At 64.5% G+C, this 15,228-nt stretch carries 8 protein-coding genes; 3 read left to right on the top strand and 5 right to left on the bottom strand.

The window, feature by feature from the left end; translation table 11 throughout:
* Positions 1 to 50 precede the first annotated feature (50 nt).
* Positions 51 to 986, bottom strand: a complete 936-nt coding sequence (gene folE2, locus NAT23_RS08000; protein WP_251927151.1) for a GTP cyclohydrolase FolE2 — start codon at positions 984 to 986, stop codon at positions 51 to 53.
* On the bottom strand, positions 979 to 2,211 hold the full coding sequence (gene zigA / locus NAT23_RS07995; RefSeq protein ID WP_251927586.1) for a zinc metallochaperone GTPase ZigA: 1,233 nt from the start codon (positions 2,209 to 2,211) through the stop codon (positions 979 to 981). Before zigA ends, folE2 begins: the two co-directional genes overlap by 8 nt.
* Positions 2,212 to 2,476: 265 nt before the next feature.
* Here zigA and NAT23_RS07990 point away from each other — a divergent pair, with 265 nt between their 5' ends.
* The gene (locus NAT23_RS07990; protein WP_251927149.1) at positions 2,477 to 3,610 is read left to right on the top strand and encodes an alkene reductase; all 1,134 of its coding nucleotides are present in this window, start codon (positions 2,477 to 2,479) and stop codon (positions 3,608 to 3,610) included.
* A gap of 100 nt (positions 3,611 to 3,710) precedes the next feature.
* Here the strand turns inward: NAT23_RS07990 and bglX are convergent, their stop codons facing one another.
* Positions 3,711 to 5,939, bottom strand: a complete 2,229-nt coding sequence (bglX, locus tag NAT23_RS07985) for a beta-glucosidase BglX (protein ID WP_251927147.1) — start codon at positions 5,937 to 5,939, stop codon at positions 3,711 to 3,713.
* A 287-nt stretch (positions 5,940 to 6,226) separates the two neighbouring features.
* Here bglX and NAT23_RS07980 point away from each other — a divergent pair, with 287 nt between their 5' ends.
* Positions 6,227 to 8,857 carry an ExeM/NucH family extracellular endonuclease gene (locus tag NAT23_RS07980; RefSeq protein ID WP_251927145.1) on the top strand — a complete coding sequence of 877 codons (2,631 nt, stop codon included), beginning with the start codon at positions 6,227 to 6,229 and terminating at the stop codon, positions 8,855 to 8,857.
* A 255-nt stretch (positions 8,858 to 9,112) separates the two neighbouring features.
* Here NAT23_RS07980 and NAT23_RS07975 read toward each other — a convergent pair whose 3' ends face one another.
* A complete protein-coding gene (locus tag NAT23_RS07975; protein WP_251927142.1) occupies positions 9,113 to 10,810 on the bottom strand; it encodes an alkaline phosphatase in 1,698 nt (565 codons plus the stop codon).
* Positions 10,811 to 11,077: 267 nt separating this feature from the next.
* Here NAT23_RS07975 and NAT23_RS07970 point away from each other — a divergent pair, with 267 nt between their 5' ends.
* Positions 11,078 to 12,526, top strand: a complete 1,449-nt coding sequence (locus tag NAT23_RS07970) for an esterase-like activity of phytase family protein (RefSeq protein WP_251927138.1) — start codon at positions 11,078 to 11,080, stop codon at positions 12,524 to 12,526.
* Between the two features lie 79 nt (positions 12,527 to 12,605).
* Here NAT23_RS07970 and NAT23_RS07965 read toward each other — a convergent pair whose 3' ends face one another.
* A complete protein-coding gene (locus NAT23_RS07965) occupies positions 12,606 to 15,068 on the bottom strand; it encodes a 5'/3'-nucleotidase SurE (RefSeq protein ID WP_251927136.1) in 2,463 nt (820 codons plus the stop codon).
* Positions 15,069 to 15,228 lie beyond the last annotated feature (160 nt).

Here is a 15,228-nt window from a genome sequence, read left to right as displayed (position 1 = left end):
GGGTCGGTCGCCGCAACAATAGCACGCCTTTTTGCAATGCGGGCCGGGGGCTAGAGCGAGCCCGGCCAGTGCCACTGCGCGGTCGCCACGGCGTCGTGGGCGTGCAGGCTTTCCATGTGGGTAATGTCCACCTGGAAGCCGCTGACGCCGGGCTGGGTGATCAGGGTGTCGTAAAGGCGCCGGGCGGCGTCTTCACAAAACATGAGGTTCTGGCCGTTGGCGAGTGCGAATGCCTGTTCATCGACGCGCTTGACCGCGGTTTGAAGCGCGGTGCCAAGCGCGGCCTCGGTGCGCTCGATGACCTCACGCCAGGGCAGCTGCGTTTGCTCGGGGTCAAGGCGAAGGCGCAGATGTGCGCGGCTTCGCTGGCTGTGGGGCGTGGCGACGATGCCGTCTTCGCCCCCGAGCCAGGCACGCACGGCCTCGAACGTGAGGTTGGGTTCAGATTCACAGCCGAACTCCTCGTCGAACCGGCGCTGAATGAGCTGGCGCGCGAGCGCCGCCGAGCACGGGCAGGTGGAGGAGTACCCGATCTCGAGCTCGAGCTGGGCCTCGAATCCTTTGGGCGAGCGCCGCGTCTTGAGCGTGAGCGGGTAGCCCTTCCAGCCGCTGTGATCGCTGACAAGCGCCGGGCGCTTGAGAAGCGGGGTGCCGGTGAGATCAAGATACGCGGTGTCGGAAAGCCCCTCGTGGCTTTCAAGAAAGCCCTCGAGCGTTTCCTTGAGCCGGGCAAGCGTGAGCGGCCGCCGGGTGAGGGCGTCGAGCCCGAGGTAGAGCCTCGACATGTGAATGCCGCGGGCGTTTGCATCATCGAGGCTGACGCCTGCGTCGACGCGCACGTCGAAGGCGGTGTCGTCGAGCACCACCGGCAGCTCGATCCCGGCCATGCCGACCCGGCTCAGAGCACCGGTCAGCCGGGACGGCCCGCGCGTCACGTCAGACAGCGTGTCGAGTGTTGATGCGTTCGGGAAAGCGAGATCAGTCATGCCAGGCCTCGAAGGGGTCGGGGAGGGTTTTCCAATGCTCGGCCCCCTGAAGCAGGGTGGCCTCATCGAGCAGGCAGTCGTCGAGTGCCTGACGCATGCGCGCCTTGTCCATGTTCTGGCCGATGAACACCAGTTCCTGGCGCATGTCGCCGAAGGGCTCTTCCCATTTTTCCAAAATCGCGTCTCGCCACTCGGGGTCGGCCGGCCAGTCGCTGTCCGGCACGGCCTTCCAGAACATTCCGGCGAACCCGTAGTGGGCGATGCCGCCGGCCTGGCTCCATTGGGCGGCAAAGCGCGGGCGGCTTGCGAGCCAGAAAAAGCCCTTCGAGCGTAAAAGCCCCTGGCCGAACCAGTCGCTGTGCATGAGCGCATGAAAGCGCTCGGGGTGGAACGGGCGGCGGGCCAGATAGCTGAAGCTCGAGATGCCGTACTCCTCGGTCTCCGGCACGTGCTCGCCGCGCATCTCCTTGAGCCAGCCGGGGGCGGCGCTTGCGCGTTCGAAATTGAAGCGATGCGTGTCGAGCACGCGGTCGAGCTCGATGTTGCCGCGAGTGATCGGAACGATGTCGGCCTCGGGGTTGAGGCGCGAAAGCACGGCGGTCAGCTCCTTGAGCGTCTCGGGCTCGATCAGGTCGGTCTTGCTGATCACCAGCACGTCACAGAATTCGATCTGATCGACCAGAAGGTCGGAGACGCTTCGCTCGTCGTCCTCACCTGCGGTCTCGCCCACCTCGGAAAGTGCCTCGGCCGCCCGGTACTGCGCCAGAAAATTGACGCCATCGACCACGGTCACCAGCGTATCGAGCCGGGCCACGTCGGCAAGGGTCTGGCCGTCTTCATCTTCGAACGTGAAGGTTTCCGCCACCGGCAGCGGTTCGGAAATGCCGGTGGATTCAATCACCAGATAATCGAAGCGGCCCTCGCGGGCGAGCCGGTTGACCTCGAGCAGCAGGTCTTCGCGCAGGGTGCAGCAGATGCAGCCGTTGCTCATCTCGACCAGCCGCTCCTGGCTGCGGTTGAGCGCCACCTCGCCGGTTGCGCCATCGACCGGGCCGTCATGATCGCGCACCAGCGCCGCGTCGATGTTGACCTCGCTCATGTCGTTGACGATCACCGCCACCCGTCGGCCGTCACGGTTGGCCAGAATGTGATTGAGCAGGGTGGTTTTTCCGGCGCCGAGAAATCCGGACAGCACGGTTACGGGCAGAGGGGCGGTCGCCGGCAAAGAGGTGGCCGTTGAACGAGCGCCGACCGTTGAACTAGGACTGCGCGTGGAAAGCGGGGCGGTCATGGCGAACTCCGAGGTCGCATCGCTGAAATCGGGAAGGATGTTAAATGTTATATCATAACAAATCAACCGCGTATCCATCGGGTAGGCGATCACGATAATGCATGGGGCGTATTAGGATCTGGCTATTTGTTAGCAGTCTAATGGTATGTCTACACTGGGGTCAGTTCACTTTACGACCTTAGTTTCAAGGAGTTTCGCGATGGCTTCTCTGTTCGACCGTTTTGATCTGGCGGGGACTCAACTCGATAACCGCATCGTCATGGCGCCGATGACCCGCTCCCGCGCGACCGGCGACGTGCCGGACGAGATGGGCGCGCTCTACTATCGCCAGCGCGCAGGCGCAGGGCTGATCATTTCCGAAGGCACGCCCATTTCCCGGCAGGGCACCGGCTACCTCTATAACCCGGGCATCTTCGGCCCGGACCAGATCGCCGGCTGGAAGAAAGCCACTCAGGCCGTGCACGAGCGCGGAGGGGTGTTCTTCGCCCAGATCTGGCACGTGGGCCGGGTGTCGCACACCTCGGTTCAGCTCGCCGGCCAGTCACCGGTGGGCCCGAGCGACAAGCAGGGCGGCATGGCGTTTGGCTACACCGAGGACGGCGTGCCGGACATGCTGGATGCCAGCACGCCGCGCCGGCTCGAGACGTGGGAAGTGCGCGAGATCGCGCGTGATTTTGCCCAGGCCGCGGTCAATTCCCGCGAGGCCGGATTCGATGGCGTCGAGATTCACGGCGCCAACGGCTACCTCTTCGAGCAGTTCTTGAACCCGCACGTCAACGACCGTGACGACGTCTACGGCGGGTCGCGGGAAAACCGCTGCCGGCTTTTGATCGAGGTGGTCGATGAGGTCAGCAAGCTGATCGGCGCGCATCGGGTCGGCGTTCGGCTCTCACCGCATGGCACGCTGTTCGATATGCCGGAGTACGACGACAACGGCGAGACCTACCTGCATCTGGCGCGGGAGTTCAACACGCGCGGGCTGGCCTACGTCCACCTGCACGACCAGGGCGGACAGGGCATGCCACCGATGCCGCGCGAGTACCTGCGTCAGTTCCGTGACACGTACCAAGGCACGCTGCTACTGGCGGGCAACCTCGACCAGGCCGAGGCTCAGCGTCTGGTGGATGAGGGCACCATCGATCTGCCGGTGTTCGGGCGGTTGTTCATCTCGAACCCGGATCTGGTCGAGCGGATGAAACACGGCCTGCCGCTGGCGGATTACGACACCACCACCTTCTACGGCGGTGATGCGCGCGGCTACATCGATTACCCCACCCACGCCGAAGAGCAGGCTCGCAAGGCCCGCGAGGCGTTGATCGAACAGAAGGGGTGATCGAGAAGCAGAAAGGGGAATCGAGAAAACACGCTGATCGCTTTTTAAAAATCGACAAAAAACGCCCCGCATCGCGGGGCGTTTTTTGTACGTTACCGCATCACGCGCAGTGGGGCGTCACATGAAACTCGAGGGGTTTTCCCTCGGCCGAGTCGCCGCCGATCTGAACGTGAAAGCGCCCCGGTTCTTGCACGTGCTCAAATGCCGCGTTCAAAAAGCCGCGCATTTCGGGGGTGATGTGAAAGCGTACGTGCGCGCATTCACCCGGGGCCAGCTCGAGGCGTCGGAAGTCCTTAAGCTCACGTACCGGGCGCACCACGCTTGCGCTGACGTCTTGAAGATAAAGCTGCACTACCTCGGTGCCCTGGCACTCGCCGGTATTGGTGACGGAAAGGCTGACCTCAAGGGTGTCGTTCAGCCCGATCTCCGAGCACGACGCCTTAAGCGCGCTGTACTCGAAGGTGGTGTAGGAGAGCCCGAACCCGAACGGGTAGAGCGGGTCGTTGGGGCTGTCCAGGTACTTGGAGGCGTACTTGGGATCGACCCCCTTGGGGCGGCCGGTATTGAACGCGTTGTAGTAGACCGGGATCTGGCCGACGTGTCTTGGAAAGCTCATCGGCAGCTTGCCGGCCGGCGTCACGTCGCCGAATAGCACGTCCGCCACGGCGTTGCCGGCTTCCGTGCCCGGCCACCACGCCTCCAAAATGGCCGGCGCCATGCCATCAAGCTCGGTAAGCGTCAGCGGCCGGCCGTTGAAGAGCACCGTGGCCACCGGCGTATCGCCGGCGGCTTCCAGTACCCGGCGGGCAAGCTCGAGCTGCATGCCGGGCAGGCCGATGTCGGTGCGGCTCGCGGCCTCATCGGCGTACGCCTCATCCTCACCCAGCGCAAGTATTACGGCGTCGGCCTGACGCACCAGCTCGAGCGCCTCCTCGATGCCGGAGGTGTCGGTATCACCGATCCGATTGGATACGCCGTCCGCGCACATGATTGTTGCGTCGTTGCCAAGGCGCTGGGCGATGCCGTCTCGAAGCGTCACCGTGTCGTCGTGATCGCCGTTGCCATGCCAGGAGCCGATCAGGCGCGGGGTGTTCCCGAGTGGGCCGATCAGCGCAACCTGCTGGTGCCGGTCCGACAGCGGCAGCACATTGCCCTCGTTCTTCAAAAGCACCATCGATTCCGTCGCCTGCTCGCGGGCGGCGCGGCGGTGGGCGTCACTCAGCAAACACTCGGCTTCGCGCTCATCATCAGCGTAGCGGTACGGGTCCTCGAACAGCCCAAGCGCGGCCTTGAGCCATAGAATCCGCCGCACCGCCTCGTCGATGCGCGCCTCCTCGACGGCGCCGCAGCGCACGAGTTCCTCGAGTGTCTTGATGAAATACCCGGACTGCATGTCCATGTCGACGCCGGCGTTGACCGCCTTGCGGGACGCCTCCGAGGCGTCCTCGGCGACGCCGTGGCGCTCGAGTTCCATGATGGCGGTGTAGTCGGTCACCACCATGCCCTTGAAATCCCATTCGCGGCGCAGGATCTGATCGAGCAGCAGCGGATGGCAGGTCGCCGGAATGGCGTTAAGCGTGTTGAACGCCGTCATGACGCTGGCGCAGCCTTCCTCGAGCGCGGCCAGAAAGGGCGGCAGGTAGATCGAGCGCAGGCGCCACTCGGACATATCGACGGTGTTGTACTCGCGCCCGGCCTCCACCGCGCCGTAGGCGGCGTAGTGCTTGACGCAGGCGGCGAGCGTGTCGGTCGCGCCGGGGTCACGCCCCTGAATGCCGCGCACCTGAGCCCGCGCGATCTGTGACGTCAGATGGGTGTCTTCGCCGGCGCCTTCCATCACTCGGCCCCAGCGCGGGTCGCGGGCGACGTCCACCATCGGCGCGAAGGTCCAGTGCACGCCGGACGCGGCGCCTTCCCGTGCCATGACGCGGGTGGCGCGCTCGATGCCCTCCAGGTGCCAGCTGGCGGCCTGCGCGAGCGGAATCGGAAAGATTGTTTTAAAGCCGTGGATGATGTCGTAGCCAAAGAGCAACGGAATGCCGAGCCGCGAATGCGACACCGCCTGCTTTTGGAGTTCACGCGTGAACTCGACCCCGAAGGCGTTGAACACCGAGCCGACCCGGCCTTGCCGTACGTCGTCCTCGATGTCGGTATTGGCCGGGGCGCCTGTGGTGTCGCGGCTGCCGGCGACCTGATTCATCTGGCCGATCTTTTCCTCGAGCGTCATCTGCGCCAGCAGCGTCTCGACCGTTTCATCAAGTGCGCGGCTTTGCGCCGTGTCGAGCCCAAAGGGCTGACCTACCGTCTGTTTCGTGCCTTGTGCGGACATCGTTGCCTCCGTCAGTACGACTGTATACATACGCTTTTCGAGCGATACAGACGCCTTTCGCACGGAATGCAGCCTGTCGCGCGTCGGGCGATTTTATCGGTATGCTCGATATTAGGGACCACGCACATCGCCCACCGTTCAACTCGCCCACCGTTCAACCCAACACGGCGGACAGGCAGTCTCACGGCGGTCACGGCCCTGCAACACGGCCTTGTCAGACTCCGCTACGCAGGGCGCCGCGTGCGCACATCCGATACCAATACGTATAAAATTCCCGGAGATCACCCATGTTGTCACTGTCCCCGTTTGCCCGCCCCTGGAGCCTTTCCGAGGACTCGTTCTGGACCGGTACCCCCCAGGGCTTTCTGTCCGGCACGTTTGCCCCGGTCATTGACCGGCTGATCGAGCGCTTTTCTCAGTGGCGCGACGACGTCGCAGCGCAGGTCGATACCGCACTCGATGCCCTGAAACAGCGATTCAACTACGGTGAGGGGGACGCAGACGACGCCGATACGCCGGCAGAGGAAACACCCGGCGCCCCCGATTCAGACGGAGACAGCACCATGAGTGGCGGGTTACTCATTACCGAATACGTCGAAGGCAGCGGCTACACCAAGGCGCTCGAGCTCACCAACACCGGCGCGCAGGCGCTGTCGCTTGCCGACTTCACCCTCTCGCTCTATTCGAACGGGGCGAGCACCCCGACCAACACCCAGCCGCTTGGCGAGTTCGGCACGCTCGCCGCCGGTGACTCGCTGGTGCTTTCAAGCGCTCAGGCAGGCGATGAACTGCTGGCGTTGAGCGATGGCACCAGCAGCGTGATCAACTTCAACGGCAACGATGCCCTCGTGCTCGAAGGCCCGGGCGGCGAGGTGCTGGATACCCTCGGCACCGTGGGAAGCGACGCCGAATTTGGCGCAGACATAACGCTTCGACGCGACCCGAGCATCACCACCGGCAGCGCCGAGTTCGATCCTGAACAGTGGCAGCCGGCGCCGGCCAATGCGCTTGATGATCTGGGTACGTTCTCAGGCGTCGAGGCGCCGGAGGACGACGGCTCTGGCGGCGACACCGGCGGCTCGGACAGCGGTAACAGTGACAGCGGCGACAATGGCGCCGAGGGCGGCTCGGGCGAGCCCATCGAGGGCATCACCCGCATCTCGACCGTGCAGGGTGAGGGCATGTCGAGCGATCTGGTCGGCCGCGAGGTCACCGTCGATGCCATCGTTACTCTCGACAGCCAGAACGGCATGAGCGGGTTCTTCATTCAGGAGCAGGACGCCGATCGCGACGACAACCCGGCCACCTCCGAGGGGCTGTTCATCTACGCGCCCGACGCCGCCGAGGTGGCGGTGGGGGACCGGGTGCAGGTCACCGGCACGGTCGAGCAGTACGAGGGCCGCACCGAACTGAGCGACATCACCGGCCTCGAGGTGCTGGCGCGAGACCAGGACCTGCCTGACATCACCGAGCTGACGCTTCCGATTGCGGACAAGAACACGCTGGCCGCGTTCGAGGGCATGCGCGTGGCGGTCTCGGCAGACGACGAAGCGCCGCTGACCGTGACCGACACCTACGAACTTGGCCGCTATGGCACCGTCACGCTTGCCTCCGGCGGGCGGCTCGAGCAGTACACCGAAACCCATACGCCGGATCAGGCCGGCTACCAGCAGTGGCTTGATGAAGTGGAGCAGCGCTCCATCGTGCTCGATGACGCCAGCAACGCCCAGAACCCCGAGACCGTTCTGTTCGGGCGCGACGGCGCGCCGCTGTCGGCGGAAAACACCCTGCGCGGCGGCGACACCCTTGAGACCGCCACCGGCGTGCTCGATTTCAACCAGCAGCAGTGGCGGGTGCAGAGCACCGAGGGTCAGGACTTTCAGGCCACCAACGCCCGCACCGACGCCCCGGACACAAGCGCGTTAGGCGATGCCTCGCTCAAGGTGGCCTCGTTCAACGTGCTCAACTACTTCACCACCCTCGATGAAGGCGGCGCCACCGTCACCACCCCGGCCGGCACCGAGCATGACCCGCGCGGGGCCGACAGCGCCCTGGAGCTTGCCCGCCAGCAGGCCAAGCTGGTCGAGGCAATCAACGCAACCGACGCCGACGTGGTCGGGCTGATGGAGCTTGAAAACGACGGCTACGCCGACGACAGCTCGATTGCAACGTTAGTCGACGCCCTCAACGCCGACGCCCCGGGCGCCAACTGGGCCTACATCACCCCGCGCGATGACGAAGGCGCCGTGGTCGCGCCCGGAAGCGACGCCATCGCGGTGGGCATGATCTACAAGACCGACGCCGTGACGCCCGAGGGCGAGGCCGCGGTCAACACCGACGGCGTGTTCGACGCCGGCAACCGGGCGCCGCTTCTTCAAAGCTTCACCGAAACCGCAAGCGGCGAGACCTTTTCGGTGGTGGTCAACCACTTCAAGTCCAAGGGCAGCGTGATCGACGGGCAGGACGCCATCGGTGACGGTCAGGGCAACAACAACCCGATCCGGGTCGAGGCCGCCGAGCAGCTCGCCGAGTGGCTCGCGACCGACCCTACCGGCAGCGGCGACAGCGACACCCTGATCATCGGCGATCTCAACAGCTACGCGATGGAAGACCCGATCACCGCGCTCGAAAGCGCCGGTTTCAGCCTGCTCGATGACGACTATTCCTACAGCTACGACGGCCAGTGGGGCTCACTTGACCATGCGCTGGCAAGCCAGACGCTCGCCGACCAGGTCACCGGCACCACCACTTGGCACATCAACGCAGATGAGCCCTACGCGCTCGACTACAACACCGAGTACAAGTCCGACGCGCAGCAATCCGCGCTTTACAGCGACGCGGCGTATCGCGCCTCCGATCACGACCCGGTCATTGTCGGGCTGAACCTCGGCGGTCAGGACGCGCCGCTTCTGGAGTGATGGCGCGTATTCTGAACGGCCTGTTTGATTCAGGACACTGATCAGAAAACCGGCCTGAACGTCGGTCTGAAAACCGGTCTTAAAAACGGTCTTAAAAAAAGGGGGCGCCCATGGGCGCCCCTTCATCGTTGTCGATGGATCGTTTTTGTTGTCGCTCTCTCGTTTGTTCTTTTTTCGCGTTTGTTCTTGTTCTCGCGTGTGTTCTTTTTCTTGTGTTTCGTCGTTTGTCGAGATGGGTCGAGGTAACGACCGCGCTCAGGCGATGGCGAGCGAGGCGGACGTGTCAAAGAGATCCAGCCCGGCAAGCTCGGCCATGCTCGAGACGTCCGGCATCGGCTGAGACTGGGGCGTTGCCGCCTCGGCCTCGGCAGCGCCTGACAGGGAAAGCCCCATGGCGTCGGCGAGGGCGTGGCTGACCTCGGTGTTATCAAGCAGCCCCTCGAAGCGACCCGCGCCGGGGCCGTCGGCGTAGAGCGGCACATCGACGGCGGTGTGGTTGCCCGAGTTGTAGCTGACGCCGCCGCGCTCGTTGAGCGTGGTGGTCAGCGCCTCGAGCGCGGCGTCCTCGCTTTCGGCGCCCATGATGCCTGCCATTTCCTCATCAGAGAGCGTCACGCTGTCGCCGGTCATCTCGGAAACGGTCGACTGGAGAATGTCCTCGGCGCGCGCCTCGCCAGCGTCCTCGATGCGGGCGTTGGCGGTGTCGAGCATCTGCTCATAGGTGCCGGTGAAGTTCTGATAGATCGAGGCGTCGCGTTCGTCGGTTGGCGTGTTGACCATGCCGCCGGTTTCATGGTCCGGCGCGATCACGATCAGGGTGTCGGGGTTGGCCTCGGAAAACGCCTGCGCCTCTTTCACCGCGTCCTCGAACGCGGCCGAATCGTTCATGGCCCAGCCGGCGTCGTTGGCGTGGCCGGCCCAGTCGATCTGGCTGCCTTCGACCATCAGGAAGAAACCGTCGTCGTCTTTTGAAAGCGTCTCGAGCGCCGTGTCGGTCATCTCGGCAAGCGTTGGCTGGTTGCTGCCGCTTTCGCCGTAGCTGGTGTCGAGGGCGTCCTCGGCAAAAAGACCCAGCAGGCGGTCGCCGCTGGCGCCGTCCAGGTCATCTGCGTCGGTGAGCAGTTCATAGCCCTGATCCTCGGCCTGGGTCAAAAGATCGCGCACGCCGTCGCCGCCGTCGTCCTCGGCGGTGAAATAGCGCGCGCCGCCGCCCAGAATCACGTCGAGCTGGTCGTTGTCGATGAACTGCTCGGCGATCAGGTGCTGGTCGTTGCGATCAGCAACGTTGGCCCCGAACACCGCAGGCGTTGCGTGAGTGACCGTGGAGGTCGAGACCACGCCGGTGGCCTTGCCTGCGGCCTCGGCGATGTCGACCAGTGTGGTCAGGTCGGTGCCGTCCGGGGCTTTCGAGATCATGCCGTTGTCGGTTTTCTGGCCGGTGGCAAAGGCGGTGCCGGCGGCGGCGGAATCGGTGACCGGCGAGTTGGCCGATTCGGTGCTGATCGCGCCGGTCAGCATGTCGGCGGATTCCCACGCCGGCACTTCCTCACCGCCCTTGAACGCCCGGAAGCTTTCGGCGTAGGCAGGGCCGAACCCGTCCGGCACCATCAGGATCACGTTCTGGGCAAGGCCCTCGTCACCCGCGGTGGGTGCCTCATCCGCCGGGGAGTCAGGAGTGTCTGGTGTGGCCGGCAGCTCGGCCATGCCAGGCATGAAGCCCTGGAGGGCGTCGTCGAGCTGGGCCATCGCCTGATCGAGCGCCTGGGTCATGAGCTGGTGGGCGTCGTCAATCATTGGCGAGGCATCAAAGGGCTGGGGCGCCATCGTGAAGGAGGATGCGCTCTGGAATGTGGTCGTGGTCTGGAAGGGGGCCATGCCTTGAAACGGGCCCATGTCGGGGAGCGAGGTCATGTCGAACCCGACATCCTGTGAGGCTTTGGTGTAACCGAACATGCAACATCTCCATACGTCAGCAAAAGGGCGTGAAGGCGGCTGTCCGACCCGGCCGGCAGCCGCCCTCATGGTCAGGGCGCGGTGATGACGATTTGGCGCAAGTGCGGTTAAGGGATGATGTCTGAGTAGGCCGAAATTGTTATTTCTCGTAATGCTCTGCGGTATTGCCAATTGCATCGCTGTCCGCGTTCGGACATACCCCCGTCATGCAGGGGGTATAGCGTCTAGGCGCGGTTTTTCTTCCTTGCGTCGAACACGGAGTCTTTCATGGCCTACCTCACCCCCTTCGACGGCGCCCTGCGCGCTGCGCCCTACAACGCCTTATTCGATCACGTTGAGCCGTTCGCGCCGCCTTTCGGGGCAATTACGGCGCCCCACCACCGACTGACCGACGCCGGCCCGGCCCTGCCCGATACGGACGCCCCACGCGTTCAGGACGTCGAATTTCTCGGGATGACCAACTTCGACAGCGGAATGCAGTTCGAGGGCACCACGGTCGGCGGGTTGTCAGGGCTGACCTATCTGCCCGCGAGCGACAGCTATCTGGCGATTTCCGACGACCGCAGCGAGCTCAACGAGGCCCGATTCTACGCACTGCGTGTGGATCTGGGCGATGGCCACCTCGATGACGGCGACGTGCGCTTCACCGACGTCACCACGCTCAGGCAGAACGGCGGTGCGCCGTTTGCCGAGGGCACCATCGACCCCGAGGCGATTGACGTGAGTGATGACGGGACGCTCTACATTTCCTCCGAAGGTGATGCGCGTCAGGGGCTGGCGCCCTCGGTCGGCCACTACGGCCGGGACGGTCAGCAGATCGGCGCCCTCGAGCTTCCCCAGGCGCTGATGCCGGACGGCGAGGAAACGGCCGGCATTCGCAACAATCTGGCGCTTGAAAGCGTCACGCTGACGCCCGACCACACGCGCCTTTTTACCGCGACCGAGAACGCGCTGGTTCAGGACGGCCCCGCGGCAAGCGCCAACACGGGAAGCCCTGCGCGCCTGCTCGAGTTTGAGCTCGGCGAGGACGGCGCCCAGCACGCCTATGTGTACCCGACCGAACCGATACCCGAGCGGCCTGCAAGTGACGATGGTTTTTCGACCAATGGGCTGGTGGAGCTGCTGGCGCTGGATGACGACCATCTGCTCGCGCTCGAGCGCGGGTTCGCCGAGGGCGTGGGCAATACCATTCGCCTTTATGAGATCGACACCGAGCGCGCGACCGACATTCAGGGCCTCGACGCACTGCCGGAAGCCGGCACTGCCGTGCGTCCGGTCGATAAGACGCTGGTGGCCGATCTGGGGGCGTTCGGGTTCGAGCCGGACAACGTCGAGGGCATGGCGTTCGGCCCGATGCTCGAGGACGGGCGTCAGAGCCTGATTCTGGTGTCTGATGACAACTTCAGCGACACCCAGAGCACCCAGTTCATCGCGCTGGGGCTCGATGTGGCCCCGGAGGCGCCCACGATCCCGAGCATGCCGACGTTCGATTTGAGCGCCTTCGATGCGGCCATCGGGCGCACACTCGATCTGGCCGGGGACGCACTTGCACCGCTGTTTGCCACGGCCTTTGGGGCTGAAAGTACGGCGGTGTTCGACGGTATCGAGGCGAGTGCATCGACGCTCTCCGGCGCGTTTGATTTTTCAGCGGCGGGCCTGGAGCCGCTCGGGCTGGCCCCGGCAGGCGCCGAGGCATTCGATCTCTGGGGAATGTAGGCGTCCATAAAATGTAGGTGCCCATAAAAGGAAAGCCCGGCCAGCGCCGGGCTTTTTTCAAACGTGACGCTCGGGCGGTTTAGCCGAACAGGGCGTCGGTCTGGCCACTCATGAGGTCGTTGATGCCGGCCAGCAGCGCGTCCGGGTTGGCGGCCGGATTCTGATAGGAAAGCTGGCTTGCCTCGCTTTGTAGGCCAAACGCCAGGCCGGTATCGGTTGGAGTAACGCCGCCCTGTGTGCTCTGCTGGCCAAGGTTGACCCAGTCCTCGGGCGCCTGGAACGGCACGTTGGATGCCTGGTTCATGGCGGTGAGCAGCGACTCGGCGCCGTCGAACACGCCTGAGAGCAGGCCGTCGAGATCATACGCCTCCGAGGCGCCCGTGCCGTGAAGCTCCGCGGTCTCGAGTGCAGTGTCATCGAACGCAAGCGTTGCAATGTTGTTGAGCATGTCGGTGTCGTTGTTCAGGCGATCGGTGACCAGCACCGTGTCGCCGTCGAGGTCGATGCGGTAGTCATCGCGCGCGCCGTCGAAGACGACGGTGTTATTGCCTTCGCCGCCGTCAATGTCGTCGTTGCCGGCGCTTGCAAGAATGATGTCGTCGCCGGCACCGCCGGTGATCCAGTCGTTGCCGAGGCCGCCGGTCAGGGTGTCGCCGTCGTCATCGCCGTGTCGCACCAGACTCGGCGCGCCGTACTGGATGCCGAGCAGGTCGGCCATCAGCGCGGTCACGTCGTCGTCGGCCTGATAGCTGCCGTCGATGGGTGTGATGGTGATGTCGCCGTCATTGAAGTGGGTGCCCTCGGAGTAGGGGGCGTCGGTGTTGACCGCCTCGCCCAGAGTGAATGCGTAGTCGCCGCTGCCGGTGTCGGTGACGCCCAGTTCGCCGTTGTTGGCCTGATCCATCAGCGTGAAGGCAATGTTGTCCAGATCGGCATCGACCGGCACGTTGACGTTGAGGTCAAGCCCTTCCGGCAGCACCTCGACGCCGTTGCCGGTGGTGGTCGACTGCAGATCGCCGATCAGCTCGACCAGAAAATCGGCGCTGGTGGCGTAGAGGCCGCCCGGCACCTGGCCGGTCTCATCGGTGCCGGCGGACATTGCAATGGCGGGCACGTCGTAGTTGAACACCGAGGCAACGGCTGCGGACAGCGTGCCGGAGGCGTTTGCCTGTAGGCCGACGTTGGCGCCCTGGTTGATGCCTGACACCACCAGATCCGGCTTGTCCATGCCCTGGAGCAGGGCGTCCATGCCGGTGTAGACCGTGGTGCTGGGCGTGGCGTCGACGTGGTAGCCTGCCTCGAATTCGGTGACCTCGAAGCTTCCAAGCGTCAGCGAGCTGCCAACGCCGCTTTGCTGCTCGGTGGGGGCGACCACGGTCACGGTGTAGCCCGCGTCCAGCAGCGCATCGCGCGCCGCTTCAAGCCCTTCGGCCTGATAGCCGTCGTCATTGACCAGCATGACGTTGAGCCCGGCGTGGTCAGATGCGGTCTCGCCATCGCCGAGCAGGTCGCCGAGGCGGGCTTCCAGCGCACTGCGGGCCTGCTCATTGGCGCTCCAGTTGCCGTCGATGGCGGAGACGGTCACCTTGTTTTCAAGAAACTGATCGCCCTCGGCGGTCGCGCTGCCGCTGCCTTGCTGGTCGATGCCGGAAGAGCCATAGCTGCCGTCGTCGTTTTCGACGATGGGGTATTCGGTGCTCGACTTGCGGGTAATCTCGGTGAGCGCCACGCCGTCGACTTCGCCCGCGGGGGCGTTGACCGAAAGCCCGGTGCCGTCCGGCAGCAGCGGCTCACCCTCCTTCTGGGCGTTTTGGAGCTTATCGAGCAGCTTCAGGGTGTACTCGGCGGCGTTGTCGAAGCCGCTGTCACCGGCCTGCTTGGTGTCGGCCGAGACCGCGATGGCCGGCAGGCCGTTTTGAAGGGCCTGAACCGCGGCGCCGACGGTGCCGGAGATATTTTCGCTGGTGCCGATGTTTTCGCCGGAGTTGGTGCCGGAAATCGCCAGATCGAAGTGCTGGTCGGCCAGCAGGCTATCGAGTGCGGTCTCGACCGCAACCTTTGGGCGGCCATCGACCCAGTAGTTGCCGGCGTCATCGAACGTGCCGACGCCGATGGTCGAGGTCAGTGCCTCGACTCCGCCAAGCGAGCTGCCCTGGGCGCTTTGGTTGTCCTTGGGCGCAACGATGGTCACGTTATGACCGGCCTCGGTCAGCGCCTCGTACATCGACTGAATGCCGGGGGCGTCGAAGCCGTCGTCGTTGGTCAAAAGGATATCGAGCGGCGCGTTGGCGTCTGCGGCATCGCTTTGGGGCGCTGTCGGTGTCTCGGCGCTAAGGTGCGCCTTCAGGTCGGTCAGGCTGCCTTGAACGAAGGACTGGGTATGGCCGTACTGCACCCCGGGGGCGCTGAAGGTGCTGGTGGTATTGCCCCAGCTCAGGCTGACCGGCTGAAAGCTCAAACCGTCAAACGGCGTTTGGGTTAAGGGAGACAGAGCGGTGGATCCGAAGGGCGCGGTCGTTTGGCCAAATGCGTGCGTGAACATGGAAGTTCCCCGAGTCATTGTCTGATTATGGTGGCGCGGGCCGGGCCCGCGTGCTCGGGTAGACTGCCTCGCTTAAATGACACTTAGGACACGGTTTGATGACGAGGCCGTGATCGCATGTAACCAAATATCGAATGGCGTCTGACGATTAGAGAAGACG

It is taken from the genome of Larsenimonas salina (assembly GCF_023736155.1).
In the GTDB taxonomy this organism is placed as follows: domain Bacteria; phylum Pseudomonadota; class Gammaproteobacteria; order Pseudomonadales; family Halomonadaceae; genus Larsenimonas; species Larsenimonas salina.
The sequence above is the reverse complement of the archived record's forward strand: the minus strand, read 5'-3'. Positions and strand labels throughout refer to the sequence as shown.

What these genes read in the sequence shown, in the direction of transcription:
- NAT23_RS07975 (WP_251927142.1), bottom strand. Translation starts at nt 10,810, where the DNA reads ATGTTCGGTTACACCAAAGCCTCACAGGATGTCGGGTTCGACATGACC.
- NAT23_RS07970 (WP_251927138.1), top strand. Translation starts at nt 11,078, where the DNA reads ATGGCCTACCTCACCCCCTTCGACGGCGCCCTGCGCGCTGCGCCCTAC.
- folE2 (WP_251927151.1), bottom strand. Translation starts at nt 986, where the DNA reads ATGACTGATCTCGCTTTCCCGAACGCATCAACACTCGACACGCTGTCT.
- NAT23_RS07965 (WP_251927136.1), bottom strand. Translation starts at nt 15,068, where the DNA reads ATGTTCACGCACGCATTTGGCCAAACGACCGCGCCCTTCGGATCCACC.
- NAT23_RS07980 (WP_251927145.1), top strand. Translation starts at nt 6,227, where the DNA reads ATGTTGTCACTGTCCCCGTTTGCCCGCCCCTGGAGCCTTTCCGAGGAC.
- bglX (WP_251927147.1), bottom strand. Translation starts at nt 5,939, where the DNA reads ATGTCCGCACAAGGCACGAAACAGACGGTAGGTCAGCCCTTTGGGCTC.
- NAT23_RS07990 (WP_251927149.1), top strand. Translation starts at nt 2,477, where the DNA reads ATGGCTTCTCTGTTCGACCGTTTTGATCTGGCGGGGACTCAACTCGAT.